At 70.8% G+C, this 15,508-nt stretch carries 16 protein-coding genes; 7 read left to right on the forward strand and 9 right to left on the reverse strand.

Features of this window, described 5'->3' with window-relative positions; translation table 11 throughout:
* Nucleotides 1–202 precede the first annotated feature (202 nt).
* From J2S43_RS42330 to J2S43_RS32905, 3 genes are all read right to left on the reverse strand, one after another.
* Nucleotides 203–280 (reverse strand): Ms5788A family Cys-rich leader peptide, encoded by a 78-nt coding sequence (locus J2S43_RS42330; protein WP_370881803.1) that lies wholly within the window; start codon nt 278–280, stop codon nt 203–205.
* A 108-nt stretch (nt 281–388) separates the two neighbouring features.
* Nucleotides 389–1,201 (reverse strand): LmeA family phospholipid-binding protein, encoded by an 813-nt coding sequence (locus J2S43_RS32900; protein ID WP_306835787.1) that lies wholly within the window; start codon nt 1,199–1,201, stop codon nt 389–391.
* A 61-nt stretch (nt 1,202–1,262) separates the two neighbouring features.
* Entirely contained in the window at nt 1,263–2,228 is a 966-nt protein-coding gene (locus J2S43_RS32905; RefSeq protein ID WP_306835788.1) for a hypothetical protein, read from the reverse strand.
* Between the two features lie 379 nt (nt 2,229–2,607).
* Here J2S43_RS32905 and J2S43_RS32910 point away from each other — a divergent pair, with 379 nt between their 5' ends.
* From J2S43_RS32910 to pstB, 5 genes are all read left to right on the forward strand, one after another.
* Nucleotides 2,608–3,324, forward strand: coding sequence for a winged helix-turn-helix transcriptional regulator (locus J2S43_RS32910; RefSeq protein ID WP_306835790.1), 717 nt, complete (start codon nt 2,608–2,610; stop codon nt 3,322–3,324).
* A 359-nt stretch (nt 3,325–3,683) separates the two neighbouring features.
* The gene (gene pstS / locus J2S43_RS32915) at nt 3,684–4,796 is read left to right on the forward strand and encodes a phosphate ABC transporter substrate-binding protein PstS (RefSeq protein WP_306835792.1); all 1,113 of its coding nucleotides are present in this window, start codon (nt 3,684–3,686) and stop codon (nt 4,794–4,796) included.
* Nucleotides 4,797–4,841: 45 nt separating this feature from the next.
* Entirely contained in the window at nt 4,842–5,933 is a 1,092-nt protein-coding gene (pstC, locus tag J2S43_RS32920; RefSeq protein WP_306835794.1) for a phosphate ABC transporter permease subunit PstC, read from the forward strand.
* Nucleotides 5,930–7,006, forward strand: a complete 1,077-nt coding sequence (gene pstA / locus J2S43_RS32925) for a phosphate ABC transporter permease PstA (RefSeq protein WP_306835796.1) — start codon at nt 5,930–5,932, stop codon at nt 7,004–7,006. Before pstC ends, pstA begins: the two co-directional genes overlap by 4 nt.
* Nucleotides 7,007–7,028: 22 nt before the next feature.
* The gene (pstB, locus tag J2S43_RS32930) at nt 7,029–7,805 is read left to right on the forward strand and encodes a phosphate ABC transporter ATP-binding protein PstB (protein WP_306835798.1); all 777 of its coding nucleotides are present in this window, start codon (nt 7,029–7,031) and stop codon (nt 7,803–7,805) included.
* 75 nt (nt 7,806–7,880) lie between these two features.
* On the opposite strand, the gene J2S43_RS32935 is transcribed toward pstB, so the two are convergent.
* The gene (locus J2S43_RS32935; protein WP_306835800.1) at nt 7,881–8,483 is read right to left on the reverse strand and encodes an NUDIX hydrolase; all 603 of its coding nucleotides are present in this window, start codon (nt 8,481–8,483) and stop codon (nt 7,881–7,883) included.
* Nucleotides 8,484–8,587: 104 nt separating this feature from the next.
* Between J2S43_RS32935 and J2S43_RS32940 the strand changes: the two genes are divergently transcribed.
* Nucleotides 8,588–9,568, forward strand: coding sequence for a Gfo/Idh/MocA family protein (locus tag J2S43_RS32940; RefSeq protein ID WP_306835801.1), 981 nt, complete (start codon nt 8,588–8,590; stop codon nt 9,566–9,568).
* Nucleotides 9,569–9,647: 79 nt separating this feature from the next.
* On the opposite strand, the gene J2S43_RS32945 is transcribed toward J2S43_RS32940, so the two are convergent.
* From J2S43_RS32945 to J2S43_RS32955, 3 genes are all read right to left on the reverse strand, one after another.
* Nucleotides 9,648–10,655: an inorganic phosphate transporter gene (locus J2S43_RS32945; protein WP_306835802.1), complete on the reverse strand. Its 1,008-nt coding sequence runs from the start codon at nt 10,653–10,655 to the stop codon at nt 9,648–9,650.
* A 55-nt stretch (nt 10,656–10,710) separates the two neighbouring features.
* Complete coding sequence (locus J2S43_RS32950) at nt 10,711–11,337, reverse strand: DUF47 domain-containing protein (protein ID WP_306835803.1); 627 nt, start codon at nt 11,335–11,337, stop codon at nt 10,711–10,713.
* 208 nt (nt 11,338–11,545) lie between these two features.
* Complete coding sequence (locus tag J2S43_RS32955) at nt 11,546–12,415, reverse strand: PI-PLC domain-containing protein (protein ID WP_306835804.1); 870 nt, start codon at nt 12,413–12,415, stop codon at nt 11,546–11,548.
* Nucleotides 12,416–12,520: 105 nt separating this feature from the next.
* Here J2S43_RS32955 and sigJ point away from each other — a divergent pair, with 105 nt between their 5' ends.
* Entirely contained in the window at nt 12,521–13,438 is a 918-nt protein-coding gene (sigJ, locus tag J2S43_RS32960) for an RNA polymerase sigma factor SigJ (RefSeq protein WP_306835806.1), read from the forward strand.
* A 44-nt stretch (nt 13,439–13,482) separates the two neighbouring features.
* Here the strand turns inward: sigJ and J2S43_RS32965 are convergent, their stop codons facing one another.
* Entirely contained in the window at nt 13,483–14,565 is a 1,083-nt protein-coding gene (locus J2S43_RS32965) for an ABC transporter permease (protein WP_306839609.1), read from the reverse strand.
* A 14-nt stretch (nt 14,566–14,579) separates the two neighbouring features.
* A complete protein-coding gene (locus J2S43_RS32970) occupies nt 14,580–15,473 on the reverse strand; it encodes an ABC transporter ATP-binding protein (protein WP_306835808.1) in 894 nt (297 codons plus the stop codon).
* Between the last annotated feature and the right edge of the window lie 35 nt (nt 15,474–15,508).

Below are 15,508 nucleotides of genomic sequence, written 5' to 3' on the forward strand. Positions count from 1 at the left end.
ATCACTCCTTGTGAGGATTTGGTGGGTCGAGTCAGCGCGCGGATTTCCGGTGAGATTCTGTGTCGCACCACGCGCGGGACCCTGTAGATGGAGGGTTCTCGTGTTTGTGCGACGGCGCCGGTGCCGGGCTCAGAGATTGAGTGCCACGCGGAAGGAGGCGGCTCGACCGAGCCGGCTCGCGGGCGTGAAAGCAGCCCCGCCGTCAGTGGAGGCGGGGACAGAGGCAGGCGGCCACGCGGCACAGGTCGACCGCGCGCCTTTTAGTGAGCATCGTGCCCATGCGAAGGACCCTACCAGCGGGCCCAGGTCACGGACAGGGGCGACCACCATGCGGGAAGTGAGTGAACGCACCCACCCCGCCGGCGGCCGCCCCTGAACCCCTTGCTCGTCAGGCGCCGCCCTGGTTCAGCGGCACGTCCTTCGCGGTCGCGGTGACCTGCAGTCCGTCCGCGGCCGGCTTGATCTCGGTGACCTGCAGGCCGAACGGCAGCGCCGGGAGCGCCACGTTGAGCGAGAGCTGTTCCGCGTACCCACTGATCAGGTTCTGGACCAGGGCGTTGTCCGGCAGGCCCTCGGCGGTCAGCGTGTCGAAACGGACCTGCACCGTGTTGTCCTGGACCGCGATGTTCGCGGTGCCGTTCAGCTCGACGTTCTGCCCGAAGACCGAGACCGGCAGCGTCGCGCCCAGCTTGCCGTCCCGCTCGGCCAGCGTGACGCCCTCCTGGCCGATCATGCCGGCCAGGCTGGTGTAGTCGATGGTGCCGACGCCGTCGACGTTCGCCGCGACGATCTCGCCCTGCCCGGTGCGCAGCGTGTTCAGCGGCGCGGAGACGCCGGTCGCGTCGATGTCCAGCGTGGGGATGCGGACCACGTCGGCCGCGCCGGGCACCGGGCCCTGCACCTCGCGCAGCAGCACGGATATCTCCTCGTACCGCCCGGCCAGCACCTGGGTGAGGAACGGGACGCCGCCCACGGACACCTCGGCCGGCTCGGCGCTGAGGCCCTGCGCGGAGAGCTGGCCGTCGATCTCGCTGCCGATCCGGTCCTCCGCGTAGCCGTGCGCCACCCGGTCCGCGACCACCACCAGCACACCCAGCACGATCAGGAACACGATGAGCGTGATGAGCAACGCCCGTCCCCGCCGGCGGCGCCGTGGCCGGTCGACCTCGTGTTGCTCGGTCGGCTGCTCGTACACCGTCACCGTCGCCTCCCAGCGCGCTCGTTCACTCGAGTCTTGTTACGGAACCGGATACCCATCCGGGTCAGGTGAGGAACATGACAGACATCAGGTACGCCGTGGGCGCGGCGAGTGCGAAACCGCCCAGCGGGCCCTGCATGTGCCGGGCCAGGAACATGGTCGGCGCGTCGCCGGCCAGCTGCCTGCCCGCCTCGGAGTAGTCGGTGGCGAGGTCCACCAGGCTGGCGGCGCCGGCCGCGACCAGGCCGACGATCGCGGCGCTGCCGGGGTCGAACCCGACCTGGTACCGCCCGATCACCGCGGCCACGGCGGTGCCGATCATGGTGCCGAGCACCACGCCCAGGCCGCCGCGCGGCACGTGCGGCTCGAACCGGGGCCAGGCGAAGACCGAGTCGAGCGCGCGCGCCACCACCAGCGCCACGCCGGCCGCGGTCAGGCAGACCACGATCGCCTGGGTGCCGGCCGGCTTGCGGGTCAGCACGATCAGCGTGGCCAGCGCCACCACGCCGAGCACGATCAGCAGCGTGGAGAAGAAGGACTCGCGCACCCGGGCCCGGTCCTGTGCGCGGAACAGCTGGCCGACCACGCCGGCCGCCAGTCCGCCGAACGCGACCCAGGCCAGCGGGCCGAGCCCGGCGATCGTGGGCAGCACGGCGGCGGCGTCCGCGGCCAGCGCGGCGCCCACCGCCACGGTCGCGACCAGCGGCAGCGCGGGCGGCCGGGTCGCCATGGTCCAGGCGAGGATGAAGAGCAGTTGCACACCGAAGACCACGGTCGCGTACGGCAGGCGCGCGTTGCCCGGCCCCGAGGTCTGCGCACCGAAGATCAGGCCGATCGCCAGCAGCGCCGCGAAGCCGGCGATGGCCAGGGAGAGCAGCCGGCGCACCTCGACCGGCTCCATCGGCTCGTCGTCCTCCTCCGCCTCCGCGGCGCGGAGCGCGTCGCCGACCAGGCTCGGCGCCTTGGGGAAGAAGCCGGCGTCCTTGGACGGGCCCGCGGGTCGGTCGTCATCAGTTGCGGAGGGGAACACGACTGCGATGGTGCCAGACGCGGGACAGTGATGCGCGCTCGTGTTCAGCCGGTGTCAATACCGCGTCCGCTTGCTCACTCCTTGAACTCGCAGGAGCGCTTTTGTTTAACGGTCGGCTAAGGTAAGGCCTTACCGCCCGTCAGCGATGCCGGGACCAACACGTTGGTTGATGACCAGCGTTGGTTGGTGACCAGCGTTGGTTCGTGACCAGCGTTGGTTGGTGATCAATGTTGGTTGGTGACCAGCGTTGGTTGGTGATCAATGTTGGTTGGTGACCAGCGTTGGTTGGTGATCAGCCAGCTCGCCGGTTAGCCGGCCTGCGGCTTGAGCTGTTACCGGTCACCTGCGCGGCCCGCGCGCCGCCGGGACGGAGGTCTGTGTGGAAATTCTGCTGCTGGTGACGGCACGCGCCGGCGAGCCGTCGGTCGTGCTCCCGGCCCTCGATCTTCTCCCCCACTCGGTGCGAACCGCTCCCCGCGACGTGCGCACCCTCGTCTCCGGCCCGAGCCCGGACGCCGTTCTCGTCGACGCCCGTTCCGAGCTGGCCGAGGCCCGCGCGACCTGCCGCATGCTGCACGCCACCGGGCTGGGCGTCCCGCTCGTCGCGGTCGTGACCGAGGCCGGCCTGATCGCGCTGAACGCGGACTGGGGCGTGGACGATGTCATCCTGGCCAGCGCGGGCCCCGCGGAGGTCGAGGCGCGGCTGCGGCTCGCGGTCGGCCGGCTCACCAACGCGACCGCCGGTGCCGGCGGCCTGATCCGGGCCGGCGAGCTGTCGATCGACCCGGACACCTACGCGGCGAAGCTCAAGGGCCGCCCGCTCGACCTGACGTACAAGGAGTTCGAGCTGCTGAAGTTCCTCGCCCAGCACCCCGGCCGGGTCTTCACCCGCGACCAGCTGCTGCGCGAGGTCTGGGGCTACGACTACTTCGGCGGCACCCGCACGGTGGACGTGCACGTGCGGCGGCTGCGCGCGAAGCTCGGCTCGGAGTACGAGTCGATGATCGGCACGGTCCGCCAGGTGGGCTACAAGTTCGTGGTCCCGCCGAACCGGCCGCTGCCGGATTCGGAGCTCGCCCCGATCCCGGTCGGGTAACGAAACCGCACGGAATTCTCAACGGCCCGGCGGCCGCGGTGATCTACATCGCGCCCGCCGGGCCGCTTGCTGTGCGTCTCTGACCTGCAATTTTGATAACGGGAACGTCACGGCAACGACTCGCCGGGATCTCGCCTGAGATGATTTATACGGTATTTCGGGCACGAGACGCTCAGTTCACGGAGCGGACAACTGTAGATAAGCCATACGCCACTTACAGGGGCGTACGTGTTAATTCCCTGTTCACTTACACCGGGCGTAACGGCTACCTGACGCTCCTAGCTTGCAAATCAGCCGGTGCGATTCCGGCGGCCGGGACGCCCAACCCGGCGAACCGTCCATTGAAGGGAATTCCCAAGGTGAAGCTCCACCGGCACGGCGCTCTCGCGTGCCTCGCCCTGACCACGACGCTCGCGCTGAGCGCCTGCGGATCGGACAACACGGAGACCGAGACGGCCGCTCCCGGCGCGTCGGCCCCGGCCGCCGCCAACTGCGCGACCGGCACGCTGAACGCTCAGGGTTCGTCCGCGCAGAAGAACGCGGTCGCTGAGTGGATCAAGGCCTACCAGACCGCGTGCGCCGGCTCGACCATCAACTACGAGGGTTCCGGCTCCGGCGCCGGCATCAACGCTTTCATCGACGGCACCGCTGACTTCGCGGGCTCGGACTCGGCGCTGAAGGAAGACCAGCAGCCGAAGGCCGACCAGCGCTGCGCGGGCAACCCGGCGATCCACCTCCCGGCGGTCATCGGCCCGATCGCGGTCGTCTTCAACGTCGACGGCGTCGAGAAGCTCAACCTGACGCCGGCCACGCTCGCGAAGATCTTCGCGGGCAAGGTCACCAAGTGGAACGCGCCGGAGATCGCCGCGGACAACTCCGGCGTCACCCTGCCGGACGTCACGATCAACCCGGTCCACCGCTCGGACGAGTCGGGCACCACGGAGAACTTCACCAAGTACCTGGCGAAGGTCGCCGAGGCCGACTGGACCTACGAGGCCGCCAAGTCCTGGCCGTCCGACATCAAGGGCGGCACGGGCCAGAAGGGCTCGGACGGCATCGCCTCCGCCGTCGCCGGCTCCGCCGGTGCCATCGGCTACGTCGAGATGTCCTTCGCGGAGAACTCCGACCTCACCACCGCCGCCATCCAGAACGGTGCGGGCGAGTTCACCACGCTGACCGCCGAGGCGGCCGGCAAGACCATCGAGGGCGCCGAGGTCACCGGTACCGGTAACGACCTCAAGATGTCCGTCGACTACGCCACCAAGACCGCGGGTGCCTACCCGATCGTCCTGGTGACCTACGAGATCGCCTGCTCGGCCGGCAACGCCGCTGACAAGCTCCCGCTGATCAAGGGCTTCCTCGGCTACGCGGCCAGCACCGAGGGTCAGGCCGCGCTGCTCGAGCTGGGCTACGCCCCGCTGCCCGAGTCGGTGCGCGCCAAGGTCGAGACCGCCGTCGCGGCCATCGCCTGACGGTAGACAACCCCCCGATACGAATGCCTAAGACGGAGCGCGCTGATGGGTGACACCCCTCCCCGCTCGGTCGACGCCAGTGCCGGCGGTCCAGGTGGAAACACCAGGGCCGCCGGCCTCGCGGCGTCTACCGATGGCCTCATCGACAACAACTCGAACAACGGCCGGGGCACCCCATTCGGGGGGAACGGCGGCACGTCGCTGCCGCGCGCCAAGGCCTTCGGCACCGAGCCGGTCTTCCGCGGCCTGACCCTCGCCGCCGGCACCACGGTGCTGATCATCATCGTCGCCATCGCGGTCTTCCTGATCACCGAGGCGATCCCGGCGCTGCAGGCCAACGAGGAGAACTTCTTCACCTACAACAACTGGGCGGCCACCGGCACGCCGCCGCGGTTCGGCATCGCCGCGATCGTCTTCGGCACCGTGGTCTCCGCGGTCATCGCGCTGATCATCGCCGTGCCGATCGCACTGGGCATCGCGCTCTTCCTGTCGCACTACGCGCACCGGCGGATCGCCACCGGCCTCGGCTTCGTCATCGACCTGCTCGCGGCCGTACCCTCCGTGGTCTTCGGCCTGTGGGGCCGGTCGGTCTTCATCGAGCCGGTCCGGGACTTCTCGGTCTGGCTCCACCAGTACTTCGGCTGGATCCCGCTCTTCGGCGGCGAGGGCCCGTACGGTAACTCGATCCTGCTCGGCTCGCTGGTCCTGGCGATCATGATCCTGCCGATCATCACCTCGCTCTCCCGCGAGGTGTTCATGCAGACGCCGAAGCAGAACGAGGAGGCCGCGCTCGCGCTCGGCGCCACCAAGTGGGAGATGATCCGCACCGCGGTGCTGCCCTACGGCCGCCCCGGCGTGATCGCCGCCGTGATGCTCGGCCTCGGCCGCGCGCTCGGTGAGACCATCGCGCTGGCCATGACGCTCGGCTCGATCTTCGTCATCACGCCGGACATCATCACCAACGGCGGTGCCACGATCGCGTCGAACATCGCCAACGGCTTCGGCGAGGCCAACGACATCGGGCGCGGCGCGCTCATCGCCTCCGGCCTGGTCCTCTTCGCCATCACCCTGGTGGTCAACATGGTGGCCCGCATCATCATCTACCGCCGCCGCGAGTTCACGGATGTGGCCGCATGACACTTCTCGCCCCGGAACAGGACGTCAAGGCCGGCAGCCTGCACACCAAGCGGCTGCCCGCCTGGGCCGCGGTCGCCACCGCGGTCGCCGCGCTGGCCCTCTCCGCCGTGCTGGTGCTCGGCACCGGCATCGGCAACTGGGTGCTGGTCATCGTGCTCGGCGCCGTCTTCTACCTGATCGGCTTCTTCATCGCGGCCAACGCGGTGGAGGGCTCCCGGTCCGCGCGCAACCGCACCTGGAGCGCGCTCATCCACGCCGCGTGCGTCCTGGCGGTCCTGCCGCTGGCCTCGGTGGTCTGGACGCTGGTCTCGAACGGCGTCAACCGGCTCGACGCCGACTTCTTCCTCTCGTCGATGAACAACATCGGCGCCCGGGACCCCAACGGCGGCGCGTACCACGCGATCATCGGCACGTTGGAGCAGGTCGGCATCGCCGCGCTGCTCACCATCCCGCTGGGTGTGCTCGGCGCGATCTACCTGGTGGAGTACGGCCGGGGCCGGCTGGCGCTGGCGATCCGCTTCTTCGTCGACGTCATGACCGGCATCCCGTCGATCGTGGCCGGCCTGTTCGTGCTCGCGTTCTGGGTGCTGATCGTCACGCCGATCTTCAACGACGGCCGGCCGGGCTACTCCGGCTTCGCCGCCGCGCTCGCGCTCAGCGTGCTGATGCTCCCGACGATCGTGCGCTCCACCGAGGAGATGCTCCGGCTGGTGCCGGCGCCGCTCCGCGAGGGTGCGTACGCGCTGGGCGTGCCGAAGTGGAAGACCATCCTGCGGATCGTCATCCCGACCGCGCTGCCCGGCATCATCACCGGCATCATGCTGGCGATCGCCCGCGCCGCCGGTGAGACCGCGCCAGTGCTGCTGGTCGCCGGCGGTACCGCGGCGATCAACTTCAACCCGTTCGAGAACAACCAGTCGTCGCTCGCACTGTTCGTGTTCAGCCAGGCAACCGATTCGACGCGGTTCTCCCCGGACCGCGCCTGGACGGCGGCGCTCACCCTGGTGGCGCTGGTCCTGATCCTGACCATCGGCGCGAAGCTGCTCGCCCGCCGCAACCGGCTGACTCGCTGAAGCACCCCGAGGAGTAACCACCATGGCAAAGCGCGTCGAGGCGACGAACGTCAACGCGTTCTACGGCTCGTTCAAGGCCATCGAGAACGTCAACATGGTCGTCGAGCCGAAGACCGTCACCGCGCTCATCGGCCCGTCCGGCTGCGGCAAGTCCACGTTCCTCCGGTCGATCAACCGGATGCACGAGGTGCTGCCGAACGCCCGGGTCGAGGGCACGCTGACGCTGGACCAGGAGAACATCTACGACAAGCAGGTGGACGTCACCGCCGTCCGCCGGCTGATCGGCATGGTGTTCCAGCGCCCGAACCCGTTCCCCACCATGTCGATCTTCGACAACGTGGTGGCCGGCCTGAGGCTCAACGGCGTCACCAAGAAGTCGGTGCTGAAGGAGGCGGCGGAGACGTCGCTGCGCTCGGCGAACCTGTGGGACGAGGTCAAGGACCGGCTGGAGAAGCCGGGCGCCGGCCTCTCCGGCGGTCAGCAGCAGCGCCTCTGCATCGCCCGCACCATCGCGGTCGAGCCGCAGGTCGTGCTGATGGACGAGCCGTGTTCCGCGCTCGACCCGATCTCGACGCTGGCGATCGAGGACCTGATCTTCAAGCTGAAGGACCGGTTCACGATCATCATCGTCACGCACAACATGCAGCAGGCGGCCCGTGTCTCGGACCGCACCGCGTTCTTCTCGATCGACAAGACCGGTGACCCGGGCCGTCTGATCGAGTACGACGACACCCAGAAGATCTTCTCGAACCCGAGCGTCAAGCGGACCGAGGACTACATCACCGGCCGCTTCGGCTGAGCCTTTCAAGAACGACGAACGCCCCGGGGGTACGCCTCCGGGGCGTTCGCCGTTCCTAAAACCGTGATCAGGGGGTCAGATCTCGATGGCGAGGCTGCCGTCCACGGCGCGCGGGATGATCGGGGTGGACGCCTCGCGGGTCGCGGCCGCGGCGAGCGCGCCCTCCAGGTCACCGGCCGCGGCCAGCTGGCGGAGCGTGACCAGCGTGGGCGGCAGCATCGCCCACTCGCCCGAGGCGTGCCGGGCCAGCGCCTCCTCCGGCGTCACCCAGGCCGTGTCGTCGGACTCCGAGGTGAGCGCGCGCGGATCGGCGCCGGGCGGCAGCGCGACCAGGTAGAAGTACGTGTCGAAGCGGCGCGGCTCGAACTCCGGCGTGATCCACCGGCTCCACGGCGTCAGCGCGGCCGGGTCGAGCAGCACGCCGGCCTCCTCCGCCACCTCGCGCGCGGCCGCCTCAGGGGGCGTCTCACCCGGCTCCACGCTGCCACCGGGGAACGCCCACACGCCGCCGAAGACCATCGCGGAGGCGCGGCGCATCACGTACACCCGCATGGGCCGAATGGGTTTGATCATCACGACCGTGGCGGCGACGCGCGGCACGGCCGGGGTCTCCCCCGAGTCGGCGAAGCGGCGCATGCGGTCGACCATGGGCGCGGGCAGGGGCCACAGCTCAGCCATCCCGCGAGCCTAGCGCCAGTGTCGGCGCCTAGAGCCTCGCCGCAGCCCGGTTCCCACGCCGACACTGGCGCTCGCGTGCCGCACCGTCGGATAGCGTGCGTCACATGAATGATCGACCCGTTCGCTGGGGCATCCTGGCCACCGGCGGCATCGCCGCCTCGTTCGTGGAGGACCTGAAGCTGCTGCCGGACGCGGAAATCGTCGCCGTCGGCTCGCGGTCACCGGAGTCCGCGCGGGCGTTCGCGGCCACGCACGGCATCCCGCGCGCCCACGGCAGCTGGCAGGAACTGGCCGCGGACCCGGACGTCGACGTGATCTACGTGGCGACGCCGCACTCCGCGCACTTCGAGGCCGCCATGACCTGCCTGGACGCGGGTAAGGCGGTGCTCTGCGAGAAGCCGTTCACGCTGGACCGGGCGCGCGCCGAGCGGATGGTCGCGCGGGCCCGGGAGAAGAACGTACTGCTCATGGAGGCGATGTGGACGCGCCTCAACCCGGTGGTGCTGCGCGCGGTGCAGCTGGTCTCCGACGGCGCGATCGGCGAGGTCACCACCGTGTCGTCCGACTTCGGCGTGTTCGGCCCGTTCCCGCCGGAGCACCGGATGCGCGCCCGGAAGCTCGGCGGCGGCGCGCTGCTGGACCTGGGCGTCTATCCGATCGCGATCGCGCTGCTGTTCCTCGGCATGCCCGATCACGTGCGCGCCTGGGCCAAGCTCGGCCCGGAGGGCACGGACGAGAACACCGCGATGATCTTTGGGTACGACCGGGGCGCGGTCGCCACGCTGACCTGCGGCATCCTCGGCGTCACGCCGAACAGCGCGGTGATCAGCGGCAGCGCGGGCCGGATCACGCTGCACGACCCGGCGTTCGTGCCGCGCGCGCTGACGCTGCACCGGAGCGGCGCCGAGCCGGAGGTCTTCGCCGAGGACTTCCCGGGCAAGGGTTACCAGTTCGAGGCCGCGGAGATCAACCGGTGCCTGCGCGCCGGACTGATCGAGAGCCCGGTGATCCCGCACGCGCTCACGCTGGACGTGATGGGCCTGCTGGACGACGTCCGCGCCCAGATCGGCCTCTCCTACGACTGACCCCTCCCCGTGATTCCAGGCGTCCCCCTGCCGTTGGAACAGCATGGGGGTACGCCTGGGTCACGCGGCGGGAGCCGGCTCAGCCGAAGATCGGGGCGACCACGAAGTAGGTCAGGCAGGCGATCAGCGCGGCGGCCGGGAACGTGGTCACCCACGCGAGCACGATGTTGCCGGCCACGTTCCAGCGGACCGCGGAGAGCCGCTTGGTCGCGCCCACGCCCGCGATCGCGCTGGTGATCGTGTGCGTGGTGGAGATCGGCGCGTGCAGGACCAGCGCGTTGAAGTAGAGCACGCCGCTGGCCACGGTCTCGGCCGCGAAGCCCTCCGGCGGTCCCAGATCGATGATCTTGCGGGCCAGCGTCCGGATGATCCGCCAGCCGCCCGCGTACGTCCCGGCCGCCAGCACGATCGCGGACGCCCAGACCACCCACTCCGGGATGTCGGTCTTGTTGGCCGCGAATCCGCCGGTGAACAGCGCCAGCACGACGATGCCCATGGTCTTCGCCGCGTCCTGCATGCCGTGCCCGATCGCCATCGCGGCCGCGGAGACGGTCTGCGCCGCCCGGAAGCCCCGGTTGAGCCGGGCCGGGTGGCCGCGCCGGAAGATCCACAGGATCGCGATCATCACGGCGAAACCGAGCACGACGCCGACCAGCGGCGACACGACCATCGGGATGACCACCTTGTCGACGATGTTGGCCCACTGCACGGAGCCGTCGGCCGCGAACAGCGTGGCGCCGACCAGCCCGCCGAGCAGCGCGTGCGAGGACGAGGACGGCAGCCCGAGGTACCAGGTGATCAGGTTCCAGATGATCGCGCCGGTCACGCCCGCGAACAGCACGCCCAGGCTCGCCACGCCGGTGGGCAGGTGGATCAGGCCGTCGCCGACCGTCGCGGCCACGCCGGCGCCGAAGTGCGCGCCGACGAGGTTGCCGAGCGCGGCCATCAGCAGCGCGGCGCGCGGCGTCAGCGCCCGGGTGGAGATGCTGGTGGCGATGGCGTTGGCGGCGTCGTGGAAGCCGTTGGTGTAGTCGAACACCAGCGCGACCAGGATCACCGCGATCACCGCGACCAGCTCGGGGCTCATGCCGGACCGCCCGTCACACCACGGTGCCCGTGTGGCCGGCGGCTCGCGAGCTCGCTCATGACTCCTTGACCGCGATCGTCTCGACCGTGTTCGCCACGTGCTCGAACGCGTCGCAGGCCGCCTCCAGCTCGTCCGCGACCTCCTTGAGCTTGAGCACGGTCAGCGCGTCGTACTCACCGGAGAAGAGCCGGACCAGCAGCATCCGGTACGCCCGGTCGCCGTCGTTCTCCAGCCGGTTGCACTCGATCCAGTACTCCTCTAGGCCCTTCATCTCGCGCAGCCGGGGCATCGCGTCCGCGGTCAGCTTCGCCTGCTGGTCGAGCACGTTGACCAGCTCGTGCAGCTCGCGCGGCAGCGCCGGGAGCTGGGTCAGGCCGTAGAGGTAGAGCAGGTTGCCGACCGCCTCGAGGTGGTCCATCACGTCGTCCAGCTGCGAGCCGAGCGAATAGATGTCCTCCCGGTCGAACGGCGTGACGAACGTTGAGTTGATCTTCTTGTACAGGTCGTGGGTGATCGCGTCGCTGTCGTGCTCGACCTCGGTCAGCCGCTCGCTGACCGACTGCACGTCGACACCCGGCAGGGCCAGCTCGTTCAACAGCTCGGTGCCGCGCACCAGGTTGAACGCGGCCCGGGTGAACAGCTCGTAGAAGACGCCCTCGACGGGGCGGAAGGAAAACCTCACAGGGGGGACCTCGCTGCGTCTGGCCGGCGTTCCAGCGGCCGGGGTTGTTCGCGCCGGCAGGTCAACGTTGATCCTGCGCAGGTGATGCTAGGGAACGCTGCCACTACGTGAACCTCCGGATACCGCATGCATGATGCCGTTCGAGCCACGTTCACCGTGGATTCACAACGAGCTGCCGGACAGTGTTTCTGAGAGTACTTTTCGTAGCCTACGACGATCTCGGCGCGACCACCGGACGCCGCGGCCGCCGGGCCGTGCGCAGGTAGCGGGCCAGGGCGGGGAGATTCGCGTCACCGATCAGGTCCACGCCGGCCGCCGCCAGCTCCGCCCAGCACGCGGCCCGGATCCGCCGGGTGCGGTGCGGCATGCCGAACAGCCGCACCCGGCGGCCGTCCTCGTGCGCCGCCCGGACCAGGTCGTGCAGCAGATAGCGCTCCTCGGCCGGGATCGGCTCCTCACCGTCCCAGCCGAACCGCCAGGACCAGTGCTCGCTCACCATCGGCACCAGCGCGGCCGGCGCCTCCGCCACGCCGAGGTCGTCGAACGTGCCGTCCGCGAAGAGGTGCCGGTCCGGGTCGGCGGCCAGCACCTCGCGCACCTCCGGCGTGCCGGAGACCAGCACGGTGACCGCGCCCGGGACGACCCGGCCGTCCACCGCGCGGGTGATCAGCCCGGCGTGCGCGGCCACCTCCTCGTGCAGACACCCCAGCAGATCCCGCGCGGGTACGGCCGCGGGCAGCTCCAGGATCAGCCCGAACGGCGGCGTGGGGCCGTGGTGCACGCGTCCGCCACGGCGTCGCGCCCGCTCCAGCAGCGGGCGGAGCAGCACGCGGCCGACCGGGCGGCCGCGCACCAGCGGCCGGCCGCCCGGGCCGGCCTGGACCGCGATGGAGGCGCTGCCGTACCCCCGGCGCAGCGCGTCGCCGAGCGGATCGCGGCGGCCCGGGTCGAGCAGCGCGTGGCTGCCCGGCAGGTAGGGGCGCGGGCTGCGCAGCATGGCCAGCCCGATCGCGGCGGCACCGCCGGCTCCGGCCAGGCCGACCAGCCCGCTGGCGACCGTCGACACGCTCTCCGTCATAAGGACAAATAGTACGAAAGGCGTTAATCGCTGGGTCACATTTCGTTGGGCACACGCTCGCCGGCTGGAAGGATGGACCGGCCGAGGTCGATGAAGGAGGCGCTGGTGACGGATCTCGCCACCGAGTTCGAGGCCGAGCGGGCACACCTGACCTCGGTCGCCTACCGCATGCTGGGCAGCCGGGCCGAGGCGGAGGACGTGGTGCAGGACGCCTGGCTTCGCTACGCGGCCGCGCTCGCCGACCCGGCCGCCCGCGCGGAGATCCGGGACCTGCGCGGCTGGCTGACCACCACCACCGCCCGGCTCTGCCTGGACGTGCTGCGCTCCGCGCGGGTGCGCCGCGAGGAATACGTGGGACCGTGGCTGCCCGAGCCGATCGTCGAGCGCCTCCCGGACGGCGACGCCGACCCGGCCGAGCGCGCTGCCCGGACCGACCAGGTCGGGATCGCGCTACTGGTCGTGATGGAGCGGCTGGCGCCGGAGCAGCGGGTGGCGTTCGTGCTGCACGACATGTTCGCGGTGCCGTTCGACCAGATCGCCGGCACGCTCGGCGTCTCCGCGGCCGCGGCCCGCCAGCTCGCCTCGCGGGCCCGGCGCGCGGTCACGGACGGCGGACCGCGGCACACCGCCGGCCTGACCGAGCAGCGCCGCGTGGTGGCCGCGTTCCTGGACGCGGCCGACCGGGGAGACCTCGCCGCGCTGGTCGCGGCGCTCGACCCGGACGGCGTGGCGATCAGCGATGGCGGCGGGCACGTCTCCGCGGGTCGCCGGCCGGTGGTCGGCGCGGACAAGGTCGCCCGGTTCGCGGCCGGGCTCTGGGGCCGCCGGGACGCGGTGCTCTCCGGGCTGCGCGTCGAGCCGGTGCTGGTCAACGGCGACTTCGGGCTGTTGCTGGAGGGCGCCTGGGCGGACGGGCGGCCGTACCGGCAGGTGACCACGTTCGCGGTCGCGGACGGGCGGATCACCGGGCTGTTCAGCCAGCTCAACCCGGAGAAGCTCACCGCGGTCCCGTTCCACGGGTGAGCCGGCCCGCCTCGAACCGAGGCGGACCGGCTCGGCTTCCGTGATCAGCTGGGCAGCGCCTCGCGGGAGCGCCAGGCCTGGGCGAGCGACGTCTTGCCGTTCGTCCGCAGCAGCGAGCCCTCGTAGAGCCGGGCCGCGGCGAACAGCATCGCGGCCGCGGCGATCGCCAGCACCAGCAGCGAGGCCACCGGCTCCCACGCCGCCGCGTCGTCGGTGAACAGCCGCACCGGCATCGCGATCGGCGCGGAGAACGGAATGTACGACATGATCGTCATCGCCAGCGGGTTGCCGCTCAGGAAGATCGTGCCGAAGAACGGCAGCATGATCGCGAGCTGGATCGGCGTGGAGACGCTGTTGATGTCCTCCTGCCGGCTCACCAGCGCGCCCGCCACCGCCCACATCGCGGCCAGCAGCACGAACCCGACCACGAAGAACGGCAGGAACCAGCCGATCGCGGGGGCCAGCAGGTTCAGCAGGTTCACGTCCGTGTCCTGCTCCCCGCCGGAGAACCGCAGACCCGCGATCGCCACCAGCGCGAGCAGGCCGATCTGGGCGAACGCCAGGATCGCGCCGGCCAGCACCTTGCCGCTCAGCAGCACCCGCGGCGGCACGCTGGACACCAGGATCTCCACGATCCGGGTCTGTTTCTCCTCGGTCACGCTCTGCGCGATCTGCAGGCCGAACATCAGGGACGTGAAGAAGAAGACCATCGCGAAGAGGTACGGGACCAGGAACGCCACCGCCTCGTTCAGCGCGGCCGGGTCGAGCAGGCGGACCTCCGGCGGGCTGCTCAGCGCGGAGACCACCTCACCCGGCGCGTCCTCCATCGCCAGCACCACGCCGCCGACCACGGCCGAGTCGACGTCGCCGGCGCGGACCAGGGCCTCCGCCTCGGCCGCGTCCGCGACCTCGCGCACCTCCAGGCCGGCCGCGGCGAGCTGCCCGGCCGGGGTGCCGGCGACGACCGCCACGCTGGCCGGGCCGCCACCGTCGAAGAACGACGGCGCGACCGTGCCGGCGATCGCGAAGATCAGCAGGAACGCCGTACTGATCAGGAAGGCCTTGTCCCTGATCTTGACCTTGATCTCGCGCGCGGTGACGAGCCGCGTGGCCTCCCAATCGGACAACTGACGGCCGCGGTTCATCGGGTCACCTCTCGGAAGATCTCGGCCAGCGTGGGGATGACCGGGCGGAACGAGCGGACCGGGCCGCGGGCGAGCGCGTCGCGCAGCAGCTCCTGGTCGTCGGCGTCCGGGGCGAGCTCGACGACCGCGCGGCGGCCGTCCAGATCGGTCAGCGTGGTGCCCGGGCGGTCGCGCAGCCAGCCCAGGTCGGAGTCGACGGTCAGCTCGAACTGGCGCCGGGCGTACCGGCCACGCAGTTCCTCGCGCTCACCGGCCGCGCGGATCGTGCCGTCCGCGATGATCACCAGGTCGTCGCAGAGCCGCTCGACCACGTCCAGCTGGTGGCTGGAGAAGAGCACGGACGCGCCGGCCCGGGCCCGCTCGCGGAGCACCGAGACGACGGTGTCGACCGCCATCGGGTCCAGGCCGGAGAACGGCTCGTCGAGGACCAGCACCTCCGGGTCGTGCACCAGCGCGGCGGCCACCTGGGCGCGCTGCTGGTTGCCGAGCGACAGCGTCTCCAGCTTGCTGTCCGCACGCTCGCCCAGCCCGACCCGCTCCAGCAGCTCGTTCGCGCCGCGGGCGGCGTCGGCCGCGCTCAGCCCGTGCAGCCGGCCGAGGTAGACGACCTGCTCCCGGACCGACATCTTCGGATACAGGCCCCGCTCCTCCGGCATGTATCCGAACGCCTGGCGGTCGGCCCGGGTCAGCGCGCGGCCGTCCCAGGTCACCTCGCCGGAGTCCGGCGCGAGCACGCCGAGAATGATCCGCATGGTGGTGGTCTTGCCGGCGCCGTTGGCGCCGACGAAGCCCGTCATGCGTCCCGCCGTCACGTCGAACGAGACGTCCTTCAGCACCTGCCGGCCGGCGAAGCCCCGGTCGACGGCGCTCACCCTGAGCACCTTCGTCATGGGTAGAACGCTATGCGCCGAAGATCGTCCGCGCG

Origin of the sequence: Catenuloplanes nepalensis, assembly GCF_030811575.1 — a bacterium.
Taxonomy (GTDB): Bacteria; Actinomycetota; Actinomycetes; order Mycobacteriales; family Micromonosporaceae; genus Catenuloplanes; species Catenuloplanes nepalensis.

Bases quoted from the DNA above. Each gene is read 5' to 3' on its own strand.
- J2S43_RS42330 (WP_370881803.1), bottom strand. From the start codon at position 280: ATGGGCACGATGCTCACTAAAAGGCGCGCGGTCGACCTGTGCCGCGTG.
- pstC (WP_306835794.1), top strand. From the start codon at position 4,842: ATGGGTGACACCCCTCCCCGCTCGGTCGACGCCAGTGCCGGCGGTCCA.
- pstA (WP_306835796.1), top strand. From the start codon at position 5,930: ATGACACTTCTCGCCCCGGAACAGGACGTCAAGGCCGGCAGCCTGCAC.
- pstB (WP_306835798.1), top strand. From the start codon at position 7,029: ATGGCAAAGCGCGTCGAGGCGACGAACGTCAACGCGTTCTACGGCTCG.
- J2S43_RS32935 (WP_306835800.1), bottom strand. From the start codon at position 8,483: ATGGCTGAGCTGTGGCCCCTGCCCGCGCCCATGGTCGACCGCATGCGC.
- J2S43_RS32940 (WP_306835801.1), top strand. From the start codon at position 8,588: ATGAATGATCGACCCGTTCGCTGGGGCATCCTGGCCACCGGCGGCATC.
- J2S43_RS32945 (WP_306835802.1), bottom strand. From the start codon at position 10,655: ATGAGCCCCGAGCTGGTCGCGGTGATCGCGGTGATCCTGGTCGCGCTG.
- J2S43_RS32955 (WP_306835804.1), bottom strand. From the start codon at position 12,415: ATGACGGAGAGCGTGTCGACGGTCGCCAGCGGGCTGGTCGGCCTGGCC.
- J2S43_RS32970 (WP_306835808.1), bottom strand. From the start codon at position 15,473: ATGACGAAGGTGCTCAGGGTGAGCGCCGTCGACCGGGGCTTCGCCGGC.